The organism is Butyricicoccus sp. AM27-36 (assembly GCF_003480945.1).
Lineage (GTDB): Bacteria > Bacillota > Clostridia > Oscillospirales > Butyricicoccaceae > Agathobaculum > Agathobaculum butyriciproducens.
Window position 1 is genome coordinate 118,370 of the sequence record NZ_QUJR01000010.1, and the last position, 15,551, is coordinate 133,920.

General features: G+C 54.5%; 15 protein-coding genes and 1 tRNA gene. 8 read left to right on the forward strand and 8 right to left on the reverse strand.

Annotation, left to right across the window (positions count from 1 at the left end):
* The first annotated feature begins 282 nt into the window (after nt 1-282).
* Nucleotides 283-804: a CarD family transcriptional regulator gene (locus DW724_RS13170; protein WP_118761788.1), complete on the forward strand. Its 522-nt coding sequence runs from the start codon at nt 283-285 to the stop codon at nt 802-804.
* A 74-nt stretch (nt 805-878) separates the two neighbouring features.
* On the opposite strand, the gene ppk1 is transcribed toward DW724_RS13170, so the two are convergent.
* A complete protein-coding gene (gene ppk1 / locus DW724_RS13175) occupies nt 879-3,008 on the reverse strand; it encodes a polyphosphate kinase 1 (RefSeq protein WP_118761789.1) in 2,130 nt (709 codons plus the stop codon).
* Nucleotides 3,009-3,200: 192 nt separating this feature from the next.
* On the opposite strand from ppk1, the gene DW724_RS13180 reads away from it, so the two are divergent.
* Nucleotides 3,201-3,833, forward strand: a complete 633-nt coding sequence (locus tag DW724_RS13180; protein WP_118480997.1) for an inorganic diphosphatase — start codon at nt 3,201-3,203, stop codon at nt 3,831-3,833.
* A 153-nt stretch (nt 3,834-3,986) separates the two neighbouring features.
* Here DW724_RS13180 and DW724_RS13185 read toward each other — a convergent pair.
* The 3 genes from DW724_RS13185 to DW724_RS13190 all read right to left on the reverse strand — a co-directional run bounded on the left by DW724_RS13185 (nt 3,987) and on the right by DW724_RS13190 (nt 6,411).
* Nucleotides 3,987-4,060, reverse strand: a tRNA-Gly gene (locus tag DW724_RS13185).
* A gap of 384 nt (nt 4,061-4,444) precedes the next feature.
* A complete protein-coding gene (locus DW724_RS16265) occupies nt 4,445-4,567 on the reverse strand; it encodes a hypothetical protein (RefSeq protein WP_256372144.1) in 123 nt (40 codons plus the stop codon).
* Nucleotides 4,568-4,767: 200 nt separating this feature from the next.
* Complete coding sequence (locus DW724_RS13190; protein WP_118761790.1) at nt 4,768-6,411, reverse strand: SulP family inorganic anion transporter; 1,644 nt, start codon at nt 6,409-6,411, stop codon at nt 4,768-4,770.
* Between the two features lie 307 nt (nt 6,412-6,718).
* Between DW724_RS13190 and DW724_RS13195 the strand changes: the two genes are divergently transcribed.
* Nucleotides 6,719-7,216, forward strand: a complete 498-nt coding sequence (locus DW724_RS13195) for a GreA/GreB family elongation factor (RefSeq protein WP_117488359.1) — start codon at nt 6,719-6,721, stop codon at nt 7,214-7,216.
* Nucleotides 7,217-7,474: 258 nt separating this feature from the next.
* On the opposite strand, the gene DW724_RS13200 is transcribed toward DW724_RS13195, so the two are convergent.
* From DW724_RS13200 to DW724_RS13210, 3 genes are read right to left on the reverse strand one after another with little or no spacing between them, the layout of a single operon-like run.
* A complete protein-coding gene (locus tag DW724_RS13200) occupies nt 7,475-7,714 on the reverse strand; it encodes a hypothetical protein (RefSeq protein WP_118360973.1) in 240 nt (79 codons plus the stop codon).
* A 13-nt stretch (nt 7,715-7,727) separates the two neighbouring features.
* On the reverse strand, nt 7,728-8,093 hold the full coding sequence (locus tag DW724_RS13205) for a hypothetical protein (protein ID WP_118761791.1): 366 nt from the start codon (nt 8,091-8,093) through the stop codon (nt 7,728-7,730).
* 12 nt (nt 8,094-8,105) lie between these two features.
* Complete coding sequence (locus tag DW724_RS13210) at nt 8,106-8,372, reverse strand: hypothetical protein (protein ID WP_118729698.1); 267 nt, start codon at nt 8,370-8,372, stop codon at nt 8,106-8,108.
* A 172-nt stretch (nt 8,373-8,544) separates the two neighbouring features.
* On the opposite strand from DW724_RS13210, the gene DW724_RS13215 reads away from it, so the two are divergent.
* The 5 genes from DW724_RS13215 to DW724_RS13235 all read left to right on the forward strand — a co-directional run bounded on the left by DW724_RS13215 (nt 8,545) and on the right by DW724_RS13235 (nt 14,124).
* Nucleotides 8,545-9,051, forward strand: a complete 507-nt coding sequence (locus DW724_RS13215) for a metallophosphoesterase family protein (RefSeq protein ID WP_158580355.1) — start codon at nt 8,545-8,547, stop codon at nt 9,049-9,051.
* Between the two features lie 26 nt (nt 9,052-9,077).
* A complete protein-coding gene (locus DW724_RS13220) occupies nt 9,078-9,923 on the forward strand; it encodes a type III pantothenate kinase (RefSeq protein WP_118564595.1) in 846 nt (281 codons plus the stop codon).
* A 322-nt stretch (nt 9,924-10,245) separates the two neighbouring features.
* A complete protein-coding gene (locus tag DW724_RS13225) occupies nt 10,246-12,168 on the forward strand; it encodes an aconitate hydratase (protein ID WP_118761793.1) in 1,923 nt (640 codons plus the stop codon).
* Nucleotides 12,169-12,274: 106 nt separating this feature from the next.
* Nucleotides 12,275-13,432 carry an isocitrate/isopropylmalate family dehydrogenase gene (locus DW724_RS13230; protein WP_117751932.1) on the forward strand — a complete coding sequence of 386 codons (1,158 nt, stop codon included), beginning with the start codon at nt 12,275-12,277 and terminating at the stop codon, nt 13,430-13,432.
* Nucleotides 13,433-13,470: 38 nt separating this feature from the next.
* Entirely contained in the window at nt 13,471-14,124 is a 654-nt protein-coding gene (locus tag DW724_RS13235) for a redox-sensing transcriptional repressor Rex (RefSeq protein ID WP_118761794.1), read from the forward strand.
* 80 nt (nt 14,125-14,204) lie between these two features.
* On the opposite strand, the gene metA is transcribed toward DW724_RS13235, so the two are convergent.
* Nucleotides 14,205-15,119, reverse strand: coding sequence for a homoserine O-acetyltransferase MetA (metA, locus tag DW724_RS13240; RefSeq protein WP_118761795.1), 915 nt, complete (start codon nt 15,117-15,119; stop codon nt 14,205-14,207).
* Nucleotides 15,120-15,551: the final 432 nt, after the last annotated feature.

A 15,551-nucleotide genomic window follows, 5' to 3' on the forward strand; every position in this document is an offset into this window, starting at 1 on the left:
CTTTCGGACGTCCGTGTTTTGCAAAGTCAAAACACAGATTGTCGGAAAAACGAGGTTTTTCGACAGTCTCAGCACCGTACTTTATGTACGGTGCTTTTTCATCTGCAGGAGAAATTTTGCGCACGGACGTGCGGTTTTACAGCGAAAATATACGTCAAATTGCCGAAAAATGAGGAAAAGAGCAAATAAAACTTACAATTTGCAGAAAAATGTGCTATAATTATATCAGAAAAAGTGGATGACGGAAACAGAATGAAACGCGATGTGTGAGGAGGCATCTTGATGTATCAGGCAGGAGAGTTCATTGTGTACGGAACCAACAGTGTGTGCCGGGTAGAGTCAATCGGCAAGCCGCCGTTCGAGACCGAGGAGGATAAGCTGTACTATACGCTGGTACCGGTAACGGGTACGGAGACCATCTATATTCCGACGGATTCGCCGGTGTTTACCCGTCCGGTGATCTCCCGCGAAAAAGCAGAGGAACTCATCAACTCTATTCCTGACATCGAAGAGGATCACTTTGTTTGTCACAGCGTCCGCATGGCGAATGAGCATTATCAGGCGGCGCTGCAGAGCCACGACTGCGAGGAGCTTGTGCAGCTGATCAAGACGGTTTACGCCAAGTCGCGCCGGCACGGACGCCGTGTCAGTCAGGTCGATCAGCGCTACCGCAAGCGTGCCGAGGAACTGCTTAACAGCGAGCTTTCGGTTGCACTCGGTATTCCGCTCAAGGAGGTTCCGGCGTATATCAATCAGAGGATTGGCAAGCTGGGGAAAAAGACGGCAAAGAAAGCTGCAGAATAAATAGAAAAAGAGAGGCTTTGAAGCCTCTCTTTTTCAGTCTGTCGGGAAAACGAAACTTTCGACAGACCATTTGTTTAGGAACAGGAGAACCATTTTCGGATCTTCTCGAGGAAACCCGGATGTGGCGCAGGCTGTGCGGCCTGCTTGCGGGCGTTCTCAATGGCCTGCTGCATAAGCAGATCCTGTGCGCAGATGGGGTCCTGAACGGCAGGCTTTTTGCAGTAGGTGCCATCCGGCTGCAGAACACGCGCCTTGACAGTATCGTGCTGCATGGCATAGAGAATATCATGCAGGCGGGTACGGACGGCAGGATCGTCAATCGGACAGGCAATTTCAACGCGGCGTTCGGTGTTGCGCGTCATCAGATCGGCGGAGGAGATATACATTTTTTCCTTGTCACCGCGGCCGAACACATAAATGCGGGAATGCTCAAGAAAACGTCCGACAATGCTCGTCACTGTGATGTTCTCGGTGTAGTTCGGCACACCGGGCAGCAGGCAGCAGATGCCGCGCACGATCATCTCGACTGTGACGCCTGCGCAGGACGCCTCCCGCAGCTTGGCGATTACATCAATATCGGTCAGCGAATTGAACTTGAGCAGGATGTAGCCGTCCTTGCCTTTGGCAATCTGCTCGTCCATCAGCGCCAGAATGTTGTTTTTCAGGCTGGTCGGCGCGACGAACAGGCGGCTGTAGTGTCCGGACAGGTTGCCGAGCGCCATGTTGTTGAAGAACGCGCCTGCGTCCTGACCGATGCGTTCATCCGCCGTGATGAGCGACACGTCCGTGTACTGCTTGGCGGTTTTCTCGTTGTAGTTGCCGGTGCCGACCTGCGTAATATGGCGGACGGCTCCACGTTCTCTGCGGGTGATCAGGCAGATCTTGGAGTGCACCTTGTAATCCTCAAAGCCGTAAATGATCTTGCAGCCGGCTTCTTCCATGCGCTCGGACCAGTCGATGTTGTTCTGCTCGTCAAAGCGCGCGCGCAGCTCGATGAGTGCGGTAACGTCCTTGCCGTTTTCGGCGGCAGCACACAGGTATTCGACCAGCTTTGCCTTGCTTGCCAGCCGGTAAATCGTGATGCGGATCGCCAGTACAGCCGGGTCGTTTGCCGCCTCACGAATCATCTGCAGGAACGGCTCCATGCTCTCATACGGATAGGACAGCAGAATATCCCGCTGCAGAGCGGCCTTGAGCAGACTCTGACCGGCAGACAGCATGGTCGGCTGCTGCGGCGTGAAAGGCGCGTCGCTGAGAAACGCACGCTTTTTTTCCGGCAGGTGTTCGCCGAGCGAGAACGCATACCCGAGCTTGAGCGGTGCTGTGCGCGACAGGAAAATCTGTGCATCGCTGACCTCAAAGCGGCTGCGGAAGTGCTCTTTGAAATGGTCGCTGATGGGACGGTTGATCTCCACGCGCACGACAGCCATGCGGCGGCGCTGCCGCAGCAGCTTTTCCATCTTTTTGCGAAAATCTCCGCCTTCTACGCCGAAGGTCTCGTCATCCACCTGAATATCCGCATTGCGGGTAACGCAGAGCACGGTCTTTTCAAGTACATCGTACATTTCAAACACATGGTCAGCGTAGGAGAGCAGAATATCCTCGGTGAGAATATAGCGCGACGGTGTCTCCGGCAGGAACACAACCGGAGGCAGCGATGCGGGCACGGGCAGCAGACCGAGCCGTTCGGTCTTTTTGCGGCTGAGCAGCGCGGCAATATGCAGCACCTTGCCCTCAAGGTGCGGGAATGGATGGTGCGAGTCCACAATCTGCGGCGAGAGAACCGGCGCAATGATATCCTTGAAATACCGCTTGATGTATTTCTGTTCGTCCGGCGCAAGCGAATCCATTGTCAGTCGGCGCAGACCAATCGCACTCAGTTTGCTGTCCACATCGGAGAACGCCGCGTCACGACGTGCATAGAGCGGCTCAACCGCCTTGTAGATCAGATGCAGCTGCTCTTTGGCGGTCAGACCGGATTTGCTGTCGGTATGCTCCTTGTCCACGGCGGCCATGTCGCACAGGCTGCCGACGCGGATCATGAAGAACTCATCCAGATTACTGGTAAAGATTGCGAGGAATTTGAAACGCTCGAGCAGAGGCACGTTCTCATCCTCCGCCTCGGCGAGCACGCGGGCGTTGAACTGCAGCCACGAAAGCTCACGGTTCTGGGTGTAGCCCTGCTCCCAAATCTTCTGTGTCATATCATGTCCCCCTTCGTGGTGGCATACGCCGTCATTCTATCGTTACTATTATACTGCGCTTTTGTAAAGGAACAATGCGTTTCATGTAAAATGCGTAAAAAGTTTCTTTCCTCCGCAGGTCTTGCGGGAAATGAAAAGGTCTGTTATACTGTGGATATAAAATAAGAAGAAAGAGGGAGAAAATCAGATATGATCAACATCTGGCATGACATTGATCCGAGTCGCGTAACGCCGGAGAGCTTTACGGCAGTCATTGAAATTCCGGCAGGCAGCAAGAAAAAGTATGAGCTGGACAAGCAGACCGGTCTGCTGCGGCTGGATCGTATTCTGTATACTTCAACGCATTATCCGGCCAATTACGGCTTTATTCCGCGCACTTATGCGGGTGACGGCGATCCGCTGGATGTGCTCGTGCTGTGCAGTGAAACGCTTGACCCGATGGTCGAGGTGGACTGCTATCCGATCGGCGTGATCCGCATGATTGATGATGACGAGATCGACGATAAGATCATCGCCATTCCGTTCGAGGACCCGAACTGGAACTATTATCATGATATCGACCAGCTGCCGCCGCATCACGGCAACGAGATCGCGCATTTCTTCGAGATTTACAAGAGTCTGGAACATAAGTACACCGCAACGTCGGACGCGCTGACGCGTTCGGTGGCAGTCAAGGTGATCAAGGACTGTATCGAGCGATATGAGGTTCATTACTGCGGCAAGTGTCCGAGCAAGGAATACGAGTCGGAGAAAAAGCGCCTCAAGGAAGAAAAGAAGGAAGCCAAGGAGAAGGAAAAGCTCATTAAGGATATCCGCAAGGGCTAAGTACATAGAGCCGAGGACAGCTTTCGCATCAATGAGCGGCGTGACACGGGTCTCTCTGGGGAGCTTCTCTTGCTCTTCGGGCGAAACCGTGCGTTTGATTCGGCGCCCGTTATATGAAAAAACACAGCCATCCATTTGGATGGCTGTGTTTTTTGGAGCAGGGTACGGGAATCGAACCCGCCTCTGTGGCTTGGGAAGCGACCGTTCTACCGATGAACTAACCCTGCAGACAACAGTATTATTGTAAAGGTCTGACGGGCTTTTGTCAAGTGCCCGAACGGGGAATCCGTGGTGTTTCCACCGCGCAAACCGGAAAAAGACCGCTGTACAATCATACAGCGGTCTCAGTCTGTCGAAAAAGCAGCATTTCAACTCTTGTGCTTTGTGCGGCAGCACGCATAAAATAGAATTTGCGGAGCAAATTCATAAATTCCGGGGGCGTGTACCTCGGAATTTATACAAGGGAAGAAAAAATGTGCCTGCAAGGCGCGGTTTTTCTTCGAAATTCGATCGAAAGCGTGGTTTCGATCGAGAGGCTGCTCGGAAAACGTTAGTTTTTCGACAGCCTCAGACCGCTGTACAATCATACAGCGGTCTTTCTATTGTTTATTTTACTTGCGGGTCTTGGAGAAATCGCGGCAAGCCGTGCTGCCTCTCCAGGAGTAGCTGGGGTTCTGCATAAACATGGATTCAGCGATCGTACCGAGCGTGCGGATGTAATTCTTCTTAGTCATGATAATGAGCCTCCTTTAATCCGTCTTCTGACGGTGCTGCTAACATTTTTTCTGTTCTTTCTGATTACGATATTAGTATAGCGCATTTCAGAAAAAACGCAAGACGCAATTTCGTTATATTGCATTAAAACTGTGAAAAGAATTTATGCAATATCCATAAAAGAAAAGGCGCATGCCTCAAACATACGCCTTGTGCATTGTTACTTTTTGGCGATATGCGGACGAAGGTCCAGCAGAGCACGTTCCACACTCCAGTAGAAGCCCTGTTCACCGACCATATCATAAATACCGGAGCGATGCATCATATTCATGGCACTGCTCGGCAGGCCGCACAGTACGATATCCACGCCGTTTTCGTGCAGCGAACGAAGAATATCCATCAGCGCCTGTGCCGCCGAAATATCAATATACGGCACGCCGCGCATGGACAGCAGCAGCGTATCACAGGTGCCGACACGCTCGGTCAGCTGCTCGATGGTATCGATGTTGGCGAAGATCAGCGGACCGGTGATGTAAGAGACCATTGCGTTGCGGTAACGTTCACTCAGCGCCTCGTCGTTGTTCTTGATACGGGACATGTCAACACGCTCGTAGTTGATCTGCAGCTTGGACAGACGGGCAACCATCAGGATCAGACCGAGACCGACGCCGACTACGATCGCAACCGTCAGATCGAATACGATGGTGCAGATCATGGTGACGATAAATTTCGCCATGGCACCCTTGAAACGGTGGCTGAACATGTACTTGATGGCGTGCCACTCGTTCATGCGCCATGCAGTGACCATCAGCACGCCTGCCAGACCGGCCAGCGGCACATTCTGAATGACCGGCGCGAGCAGAAACATCATGATCAGCAGACCGACCGCATGGAAGATGCCGGTCAGACGGGTCTGCGCACCCGAGCGAACCGCTACCGAGGTACGCGCCAGAGCGGCAGTCGCCGGAATGCCGCCGAACATCGGCAGCACCATGTTGCCGACGCCCTGTGCGAACAGCTCCTGATCGTTGTTGAGCTTGACGCCGGTCGCGCGGCCGGCAGACGCACCGCACAGCAGGCTTTCGAGCATGTTCAGCACCGCGATGGAGAATGCCGGCGCCAGCAGAGCAGGAACCGTGTTCCAGTCAATCTGTGCCGGAGACAGACGATCCGGCAGCATGAGCGTTTTCGGAATCTCGCCGACGGTTGCTATATCGAGCTTCAGAATCATCGTTGCCGCAGTTGCGATGATAATGCCGATAAGCGAGGCCGGTACGACCGCGTTCCACTTTTTCGGGAAGAACACCATCAGAAGAACGACAAAAAGCGCAATCAGTGTGGTAGCAATATCCGGATGAAAGCCGAGATCCTTATACGAGATGATCTTCGCAATCGCACTGGCCCCTTCCGAGTGCGTGCCGAAGAAGTTGTCGATCTGACCCATCGCGATGATGACCGCAATACCCGAGGTAAAACCGGTGATAACCGGCGCGGGTACGAAGGCGGTCAGGTTGCCGAGATGCAGCACAGCCGCAAGGATGAGCAGCGCACCGGCGAGAAAGGTTGCCACGAACATGCCCTGCATGCCGTAGGTTGCGATCAGCGAGCCGAGAATGGCTGCCATCGCACCGGTCGGACCGGAAATCTGATAATAGCCGCCGGTCAGCGCCGAGATGATAAGACCGGCAACAATCGCCGTAACCAGGCCGCAGGCCGCTGTTGCACCGGCCGATACGCCGAACGCCAGTGCCAGAGGCAGCGCCACTGCCGCAACGGTCAGACCAGCCATCAGGTCCTTGGCCAGCTTCTGCCCGTTATAGCCCTTGAATTCCTGCTGAAGCTGCCGCAAAAATGCAGTTCCCATGATGTTTTTATTCCCCTTTTTGTGATTCTCCCTTACACAGCAAAAAAGCAGGGCGGCCAACGGAAAACGTCGGCACCCTGCTTTGTGGTGTACAGGTGTATAGCAACAGTATATCATATAGAAAACGATACAGCAAATCAAAATGGCAGAAAAATAGAAAATTGTGCAAAATGTTGAACATTCTGCGCGGTTATCATGCGAATTTAACCATGCGGAAATTTGACGGGAGGACAGGCGTTGCAAAATTCCGTCAAACAGCATATAATCTAAGGCATGAGCATGGAAGCATGAAAGGAAATGAAAAGCTATGCATGACGATCTGACCGCACAGGACATTGAAATGATGCAGAAGGAACTGGACCACCGCAAGCTGGAGCTGATGCCCGAGCTGATCGAGGAGGTCAAGCGCACACGCGCGTTCGGTGACCTGAGTGAAAATTTTGAATACAAAGCCGCCAAGCAGGCGCAGAACCGCAACCGCAGCCGCATCCGCTATCTGGAGCGCATGATTAAATCCGCGCATGTGATTGAGGATAAGGCAGGCGCGGATGAGGTCGGTCTGTTCGATAAGGTGGAACTGCTGTTTGAGGACGATGATGACACGGATACCATTCAGGTGGTAACGACCGTGCGGTGTGATCCGCTGAACGGCAGAATCAGCTGCAAGGCACCGCTCGGTAAGGCGGTGCTCGGCAAAAAGGTCGGAGACCGGGTGGATGTCACCACCGAGGAGGGCGACAGCTATACTGTTGTGATCAAGTCCATCACCAAGGAGAAGGATGATGGCTCGGGACCTATTTTGTAATTGGAAAATGGAGAATGGAAAATGAATGTGCGCGCCGAAGGCGCGGATTTAGGCAATACCGCATAATGGAACAAGAGCGGTTTGCGAATAAATTCTGCGTACTGATGAGGCGCGGTTTCTTGCAATACTTGCCGTATTGCAAGAAATCTCGGCAGCGCGGACAGAGCCGCGCAAGGATAGCGCTCATTCTCAATTATTGCACGCGAATGCAATAAAAAACTGCTGCACATCAACCGTGCGGCAGTTTTTTTCATGTACTCACAGCCCAAACAGGAGCAGGGCGGCGGTGAGCAGAAATTGTTCCCAATCCACCACGCCGTCATCGTCCATCAGCAGGAACCACACGATGAGCAGGGCGATCATAGTATCCATGTCCAGCCGGACACCCTGCAGACGCTCATTCAGCGTGCGTCCGAGACCGGAAAAGGTGCTGCTCTGCGGCGGTTCGTTTGTTTCCGGTGCGGTCTGCTCTGCGGCAGCAAGATAGCGGTTATACATGGGTCAGCACCTCCTATAAGGCTCGCGGCGCGGTATCGTCTGCAGAGCGGTTCACCTGTCCGAGTGCCGCGCGCGCCATCCGCGCCATGCTGACCAGACGGAGGGCACGGTCGAACTGGCCGGAGACCTCCTCGGCAACGAACGGCTTGAGCGCACCGAGCAGTGCACGTTTTTCCGGTTTTACGGCATTCTGCCCGCTCTGCGCGATCGCGCCGATGACCGGAAGCGCCTTCTGCATCATTTCGGAGGCCGGATCGTAGGTGCTCTGCGGCTCTGCCTGTGCGGACGGCTGACCGCCGAGCAGGTCGGACACGGTTTTCATCGCGTTCTGCAGTGTCTCCGGGTCGTTCAGCAGCGAGGAAAGCATATCATTTTCCATCCAAACGCCTCCTTATTTGCCGAAAATGTGCCGAAGCTGAGCGGCAAGCCGCGCACCCTCGGGTGTCTGCATGAGTTTTTGCGCTGCCTGTGCTGCGCTGCGCATGTCACCTCTTTGCGCGGCTTTTGCGGCCTGTTCCAGCTCAGCGGCATGCTGTGCGGACAGCTGCTCGACCGCACGCCTGCCGTCTGCGGTGCCGAGCGCACCGGAAAGCCGTTCGAGCGCCGCGTCTCCACCGGCCTGTGCCGCAAGTCTGCGGAGCAGTTCGTTCTGATTCATTCGCGTCCCGTCCTCTCTCATAAGAAGTTGTTTCATGACAGTATATGCCGCCGGGGGGAGAAGTGTGTGCACAGGGAAATAAATTGTGGCTGATCGCAAGAAAATTACTTTACATCGCGGGATACTCGGTGTAAAATACAGCTATATGTGCGGCGCAGAGAGAGGGAACAACATGAAAGTGCTGATATTTGCAGATTCCCACGGCTATAACATGGCAATGGCCTTTGCGGTAGACAGGGAAGAACCGGATGCGGTCATTCACTTAGGCGATCATGCCGAGGATGCTCGCGAGATCGAGCGCGTGTTCCCGGCCATGCCGATCTACCGCGTGCGGGGCAACAACGATTTTGATCCCGATGTGCCGCTGAATGCGGTTGTGACACCGGGCGGCGTGCGGATTTATATCACGCACGGCCACCGTGAGCGTGTCGGCATGCTGTCGAGCGGCATTGTGCCGCAGCGGGCTTACGAGGAGCACTGCGCGCTTGCTTTTTTCGGGCATACGCACCGCATGATGCTCGAGCGGGAGAACGGACTCTGGGTGTGCAATCCGGGCAGCATCAGCCTGCCGCGCGGCGGCCCGGCCAGCTATGCTCGGCTGACTGTCGAGAACGGACGGACTACGCTGCTCGAGCTAGTCGATGAGGACGGCAGTCTGCTGCGAAAAGAGAGTCTGTAAGAGAAATAGAAAATTAGGAGAACATTATGCTTTTAGCAATCGACGTAGGCAACACCAACATGGTGTTCGGTTTATATGACGGAGACAAGCTGCGCGGCTCGTTCCGCATTTCCACCAATTCCGAGCGCACCTCGGATGAGCTGGGCATGTTGATCGCGCAGTATTATCACTTTCACGATATCGCCTGTGCGGATACGACTGCGGTCGTTATCGCGTCCGTAGTGCCGCCGGTGATGTACACGCTCATTAACGCCATCCGCAAGTATCTGTTCGTGCAGCCGGTCATTGCAGGCCGCGATGCGGATATCGGCATTGAAAATTGCTATGCCAACCCGCGCGAGGTCGGCGCGGACCGACTGGTCAACGCGGTTTCTGCGGTTCGCAAGTACGGCAAGCCGCTCATCATCGTGGATATCGGCACGGCAACCACCTTTGATGCCATCGACGAGAACGGCGCATATCAGGGCGGCGCGATTTTCCCGGGTCTGAAGGTGGCGATGGAAGCGCTGTTCCTCAAGGCCTCCAAGCTGCCGCGCGTGGACATTGAGCGGCCGGAGAATGCCATCGGCAAGACCACTGTGCAGTCCATGCAGTCCGGTGCGGTGCGCGGCTATGTCGGCGCGCTGACCGGCATCATCACGGATATCCAGAAAGAACTGGGCGGCAAGGCAAGAGTAGTCGCTACCGGCGGCATGGGCCGCATGATGGCGGAATACTGCGACCTCATCGACGATGTGGACCCAAACCTGACGCTCGAGGGTCTGCGTCTCATCTACGAGAACAACCGCGAAGCGTTTGAAAACCGCAAGCTGGATATGACCAGCAGCGTCATCGAAGTGACCGAGGAAGGTACATGGCAGGAGAACAAGTGAGTTGAACTGCTGCGAAACCGCTTTTTCGACAAATACAAGTGACTTTCTGCCGAAAACAGTAATTCTGCTGAAAAAACGCAGAAAAAGGCTTTAACTTTTTCAAATCACTGCGGTGAAAAGTGCTTTGCAAAACCGATAGAATGTTGTAAAATAGAAGTGGTTTCGTGTATGCGAACACCACTTCTATTTTTGTTTTTTGGGGCACGGTGCAAGCTGCACCGTGGAGAAGGCTGTGGAAGCCGCAACCACCCATTCTGACGAGAATGGGGCGCGAAAGCGAAAGACTTTCGCGTCGGGACATAAAGGAGCGAAGGAAACACACATGGGTATGACAATCGCGCAGAAGATTTTGAAAGCGCACTTGGTAGACGGCGAAATGGCACTGGGTCAGGAGATCGGCCTTAAGATCGATCAGACGCTGACGCAGGATGCCACCGGCACGATGGCTTATCTCCAGTTTGAGGCGATGGGCGTCGATCAGGTCAAGACCGAGCGTTCGGTCGCTTACATTGACCACAATACCCTGCAGTCCGGCTTCGAGAATGCGGACGACCACAAATATATCGGTTCTGTCGCTAAGAAGCACGGTATCTACTACTCGAAGGCAGGCAACGGCATCTGCCATCAGGTGCATCTGGAGCGCTTCGGCGCACCGGGCAAGACCCTGATCGGCTCGGACAGCCATACGCCGACCGGCGGCGGCATCGGCATGCTGGCGTTCGGTGCCGGCGGTCTGGACGTTGCAGTCGCTATGGGCGGCGGGGCGTACTACATTCCGATGCCGAAGATGGTCCGCGTCAATCTGACCGGCAAGCTGTCTCCGTGGGTATCTGCGAAGGACGTTATTCTGGACGTACTGCGCCAGATGACCGTCAAGGGCGGCGTCGGCAAGATCGTAGAGTACGCAGGCGAGGGCGTAAAGACCCTGTCCGTACCGGAGCGCGCCACCATCACCAATATGGGCGCTGAGCTGGGTGCTACCACCTCGATCTTCCCGTCCGACGAGGCAACCAAGAAGTTCCTCGAAGCACAGGGCCGCGGCGACGTATGGGTACCGCTGTCCTCCGACCCGGACGCAGAGTATGACGAGGAGTACACCGTAGACCTGTCCGCGCTCGAGCCGCTGGCAGCTATGCCGCACATGCCGGATAACGTCAAAAAGGTATCCGAGATCGGCGAGATCAAGGTAAACCAGTGCTGCATCGGTTCGTGCACCAACTCGTCTTACTACGACATGATGAAGGTTGCTTCCATCCTCAAGGGCAAGACCGTAAGCCCGGAGGTTTCTCTGACCATCAGCCCCGGCTCCAAGCAGGTATTCAATATGCTGGCGCAGAACGGCGCTCTGGCAGATATCATCTCTGCAGGCGCTCGTATCCTCGAATGCGCCTGCGGTCCCTGCATCGGCATGGGCCAGTCGCCAGAGTCCGGCGGCGTATCGCTGCGTACCTTTAACCGCAACTTTGAGGGCCGTTCCGGCACCCAGGATGCACAGATCTTCCTCGTATCGCCGGAGGTTGCAGCAGCGTCTGCACTGACCGGTGTGCTGACCGATCCGCGTACCCTCGGCGAGATGCCGCAGATCGAAATGCCTGAGCATTTCACCATCAACGACAACATGATCGTAAAGCCGGCCGAGAATCCGGCTGAGGTTGAGGTCGTTCGCGGCCCGAACATCAAGCCCTTCCCGCTGGGCAAGGCGCTCGAGGCATCCTACACCGGCAAGGTTGTTCTCAAGACTGAGGACAACATCACCACCGACCACATCCTGCCGGCCGGCGCAAAGCTGCTGCCGTACCGCTCGAACGTGCCGTACTACTCCAACTACTGCTTTATCAACGTCGATCCGGAGTTCCCGTCCCGCTGCAAGGAGCAGGGCGGCGGCGTGATTGTCGGCGGCGCAAACTACGGTCAGGGCTCGTCCCGTGAGCATGCAGCGCTCGTTCCGCTGTATCTGGGCGTAAAGGCCGTACTGTGCAAGTCCTTCGCACGAATTCACAAGGCAAATCTGGTCAACTCCGGTATCATCCCGCTGACCTTTGCCGATCCGGCGGACTACGATGCAATCAATCTGCTGGATGAAATCTCTCTGCCGAACGTGCTCGAGGAAGTGAAAAACGGCAAGCAGGTCACCGTTGTTTGCGGCGGCAAGACCTTCAAGGCCGACTGTGAGGTTTCCGAGCGCCAGCGTCACGCACTGCTTGCAGGCGGCACGCTGCTGTACGCACGTCAGCAGAGCAAGTAAGTCAAGACGTTATGCCGACCGGAGAGCCAGGCGGGTTCTCCGGTCGGACTTGACAGCCATATTTTCTTTTGTTAAAATAATATCAATGGTGTAGGAGGACAAAACCATGTCTATCGACCAGTCTGTTCTGGATAAATTTGAGGCAGTTGTAGAGAGCCAGCGCAAGCGTATCATGGATATGAAGGCGCAGGACGATTTTATTGATTACTCCAAGCTGGACAAGCTGATCATCGGCGTGTGCGGCGGCGACGGCATCGGTCCGATGATCACCGGCATGGCCCAGCACGCGCTGGAGGTTCTGCTGGCGGACAAGGTAAAGGCCGGTAAGGTAGAGTTCCGCGTGATCGACGGTCTGACCATCGAGCGCCGTGCCGAGCTCGGCTGTGCTATCCCGCCCGACGTTATGGAAGAGCTGAAGAAGTGCCACGTTATCCTGAAGGGCCCCACCACGACCCCGCGCAAGGGCGATCCGTGGCCGAACGTAGAGTCCGCAAACGTTGCAATGCGCAAGGCTCTCGACCTGTTTGCCAACGTGCGCCCGGTAAAGGTGCCGGAGCTGGGTATCGACTGGACGTTCTACCGCGAGAACACCGAGGGCGGCTACGCTGTCGGCTCTCAGGGCGTACAGATTGATGACGATCTGTTCATCGACTTTACCGTAGCTACCTCGCAGGGCTGCGAGCGTATCGCTCGTCTGGCCTTCGACTATGCACGCAAGACCGGCAAGAACCGCGTTTCCTGCGTCACCAAGGCGAATATCATCAAAACCACCGACGGCAAGTTCCTCGATACCTGCCAGAAGGTAGCCAAGGAGTATCCGGAAGTACAGTTTGATGACTGGTACATCGACATCATGACCGCAAAGCTGCTCGACGACAAGCGCCGCCGCGACTTTAAGGTCGTTGTACTGCCGAACCTGTACGGCGACATCATCACCGACGAGGCCGCTGAGATTCAGGGCGGTGTCGGTACGGCAGGCTCTGCCAATATCGGCAAGCGCTATGCGATGTTCGAGGCAATTCATGGCTCTGCGCCGCGTATGGTACAGGAAGGCCGCGCAAAGTACGCGGATCCGTCCTCCGTACTGCGTGCAGCCGTTATGCTGCTTGAGCACATCGGTGAAATCGAACTGGCAAAGAAGCTCGACCGCGCACTTGATATCTGCATGGTAGAGGAGCGCAAGGTTGTTGTTACCGGTCGTGATACCGGTGCAACTGCGCAGGAATTTACCGACTATGTGCTGGATACCATCGCTAAGCTGTAATTTACACGAGAATAGAATTTGAGAGAGGGAGAGGTTCTGTGGAACGCAAGCAAGAGGTTTCCAAAGCGGTAATTCAGCGATTGCCTCGCTATTATCGGAATATTTGTGAGCTGAAGGCTGAAGGGGAGCAGCGTATCTCCTCCAAAGCACTGGCAGAGCGCATGGGACTGACCGCTTCGCAGATTCGTCAGGACTTTAACTGCTTCGGCGGCTTTGGTCAGCAGGGCTACGGCTATAATATCGACAAACTGCAGGAGGAGCTGGGTGCGATCATGGGTCTGCGGACCGGCCGCACGGCGATTCTGCTGGGTGCCGGCAACCTCGGTCGTGCACTGCTTAATAACTTTAACTTTTCTGCCAGCGGCTTTGAGCTGCTGTGTGCGTTTGACGCAAATCCGCAGCTCATCGGTCAGCGCTTTGGCGGCCATGAGGTACGCAGCGCGGATACGCTTGCGGAGTTTATTGAGCGCAACAAGCCGGATGTGGCGGTGCTCACCATTCCGCGCGGAGATGCTCCGCGTATCGCACACGGTCTGGTAGAGCGCGGTATCCGCGGTCTGTGGAATTTCACCGGCGAGGACCTTCATTTGGAGGGACTGGGCGTTCCGGTCGAAAACGTGCATCTGTCGGACAGCCTGATGACACTGTGCCATCTGGTCGGCATGGCGGACGAAGCACGAGAAGAAGAATGACAAAAAGGGAGTGCCAGAGCGGGCGCTCCCTTTTCTGTGCGTCAAAAAAGCCGTTCTCCGGTCGGAGAGCGGCTTTTTGCTTACATTTTGTCCAGATAATACGGCGTGGTCTGGTAAACATAGTAGTTGACCCAGTTCGTGTAAAACAGGTTGGCATGTGCCTTCCAGGTCACCAGTACGTCCTCGTTGGGATCATCGTTGCGGAAGTAATGACGCGGCAACTCCGGGTTCATGCCTTTAGCCAGATCACGCTCATACTCCTTTTTGAGCGTGTCGGCGTCGTACTCGCCGTGGCCCAGCACAAAGATCTGACGGCCGTTCATTGCCTCTACGATGTGCACACCGGCTTCGTGCGACTCCGCGAGAATGGTCAGACGATCGTTTTTGCGGATGTCGGCGGCACGCACCTCGGTGTGGCGCGAGTGCGGTGCGCAGAAGATATCATCAAAGCCGCGCAGCAGCGGCTCCTTCGGCAGCAGAACATGGTGCTTGAAAATACCGGACATTTTTTCGGGCAGCATGTACTTCGGAATACCGTAGTGATAATACAGACCGGCCTGCGCCCCCCAGCAGATGTGCAGCGTGGAATGAACGTGCGTTTTAGTCCAGTCCATGATCTCGGTCAGTTCCTTCCAGTATTCGACTTCCTCAAACGGCATGGTCTCTACCGGCGCACCGGTGATGATAAAACCGTCATATTTCTGGTCGCGGATATCGTCGAACGTCTTGTAGAAGGTGAGAAGATGATCCTCCGGCGTATTTTTGGAATGGTACGTTTCGGTCTGGATCAGATCGACCTCGATCTGGATCGGCGTGTTGGATAAACAGCGCAGGATCTGGGTTTCGGTAATGATTTTCAATGGCATCAGGTTGAGCAAACCGATGCGAAGAGGACGAATGTCCTGTGTCGCGGCACGGTGTTCGGTCATAACGAAAATGTTTTCGCTTTCCAATACGGCGCGTGCCGGCAGACTGTCGGCTATCTTGATAGGCAAGCCGACACCTCCTTTTTCTCTTCACAAATCTTTATATAATATATTCAGTATAGCAGATTTACGGCGGTATCTCAAGGGTTTGCATAAAATGCAGAAAAATGAAAAATAGTTATTGACAAAACAGGGGGACGATGGTATTCTAAATAGGCTGTTTTCAAACAGCGGTTCAGCGTACCAAAAAGAATTTGAAAAAAGTTCTTGACAAACGGTGAAAAGTTTGGTATTCTGAATAAGCTGTTTCGACAGCGGTCAAAATAGAATCGAGTCGATGAACGAAAATTGATTGAAAAATAAATCGAAAAAAGTTCTTGACAAACGCTTCTGGTTTTGATATACTAAATAAGCTGTTGATGAGCGGTTAAGAACGACGAAAAGTTGTGAAAACTCTTTAAAAACAGCAGATTGTACCTTGTAAATTAAACAACGATGTGC

What these genes read in the sequence shown, in the direction of transcription:
- DW724_RS13210 (WP_118729698.1), bottom strand. Translation starts at nt 8,372, where the DNA reads ATGAATCAGAACGAACTGCTCCGCAGACTTGCGGCACAGGCCGGTGGA.
- DW724_RS13190 (WP_118761790.1), bottom strand. Translation starts at nt 6,411, where the DNA reads ATGGGAACTGCATTTTTGCGGCAGCTTCAGCAGGAATTCAAGGGCTAT.
- DW724_RS13215 (WP_158580355.1), top strand. Translation starts at nt 8,545, where the DNA reads ATGAAAGTGCTGATATTTGCAGATTCCCACGGCTATAACATGGCAATG.
- DW724_RS13220 (WP_118564595.1), top strand. Translation starts at nt 9,078, where the DNA reads ATGCTTTTAGCAATCGACGTAGGCAACACCAACATGGTGTTCGGTTTA.
- DW724_RS13230 (WP_117751932.1), top strand. Translation starts at nt 12,275, where the DNA reads ATGTCTATCGACCAGTCTGTTCTGGATAAATTTGAGGCAGTTGTAGAG.
- DW724_RS13170 (WP_118761788.1), top strand. Translation starts at nt 283, where the DNA reads ATGTATCAGGCAGGAGAGTTCATTGTGTACGGAACCAACAGTGTGTGC.
- DW724_RS16265 (WP_256372144.1), bottom strand. Translation starts at nt 4,567, where the DNA reads ATGACTAAGAAGAATTACATCCGCACGCTCGGTACGATCGCTGAATCC.
- ppk1 (WP_118761789.1), bottom strand. Translation starts at nt 3,008, where the DNA reads ATGACACAGAAGATTTGGGAGCAGGGCTACACCCAGAACCGTGAGCTT.
- DW724_RS13195 (WP_117488359.1), top strand. Translation starts at nt 6,719, where the DNA reads ATGCATGACGATCTGACCGCACAGGACATTGAAATGATGCAGAAGGAA.
- DW724_RS13205 (WP_118761791.1), bottom strand. Translation starts at nt 8,093, where the DNA reads ATGGAAAATGATATGCTTTCCTCGCTGCTGAACGACCCGGAGACACTG.
- DW724_RS13200 (WP_118360973.1), bottom strand. Translation starts at nt 7,714, where the DNA reads ATGTATAACCGCTATCTTGCTGCCGCAGAGCAGACCGCACCGGAAACA.
- DW724_RS13225 (WP_118761793.1), top strand. Translation starts at nt 10,246, where the DNA reads ATGGGTATGACAATCGCGCAGAAGATTTTGAAAGCGCACTTGGTAGAC.